The following is a 437-nucleotide window of genomic DNA, read 5'->3' as shown; positions in this document are numbered from 1 at the left end:
GGGGCTCCGACCAGGCCGCCTCCGTCGAACCCGGCGGCCTCGCCCGCCTCGTGCGCGACATCCGCACCATCGAGACCGCCCTCGGCGACGGCGTCAAGAAGGTCTACGCGTCCGAGCTCGGCCCCATGAAGAAGCTCCGCCGCGTCCAGGGCCAGGCCCCGGCAGCGGTCTGACCCGGCCCCACCCCTCCTCCAAGAGCGGAGTACGTGTTGAAACCTCCCCTCCGTGAGGGGAGGGGATTCCTGGCTCGCTTTGCCTGGCACCTAGCAGGTGGCGGGTCTTACAAGTTCAGCACCAGCCGGGTTGAGACCAGCCCGGACGAGCATCACGCGGGCGGAGTTCTTGTCCCTGGGGGACACCGCTCCGCACGCGGTGCACGTATACGTTCTCTCGGAGAGGGGGAGTGCGTGCTTGGCTCTCGCTCCGCACTGTGCGCA

At 69.1% G+C, this 437-nt stretch carries 1 protein-coding gene and 1 pseudogene; one reads left to right on the top strand and one right to left on the bottom strand.

Annotated features, from left to right (window positions below):
* Positions 1-173, top strand: a 173-nt coding sequence (locus AB4039_RS42490) for an N-acetylneuraminate synthase family protein (protein ID WP_442273342.1), incomplete at its 5' end; no start/stop codon positions are given.
* 90 nt (positions 174-263) lie between these two features.
* On the opposite strand, the pseudogene AB4039_RS42485 reads toward AB4039_RS42490, so the two are convergent.
* Positions 264-437 (bottom strand): annotated as a pseudogene (locus AB4039_RS42485) (RNA-guided endonuclease TnpB family protein); the annotation flags it as partial.

The sequence above is a fragment of the Streptomyces sp. M-16 genome (assembly GCF_052114405.1).
Taxonomy (GTDB): Bacteria; Actinomycetota; Actinomycetes; order Streptomycetales; family Streptomycetaceae; genus Streptomyces.
This window is presented reverse-complemented; position numbering and strand designations above follow the sequence as displayed.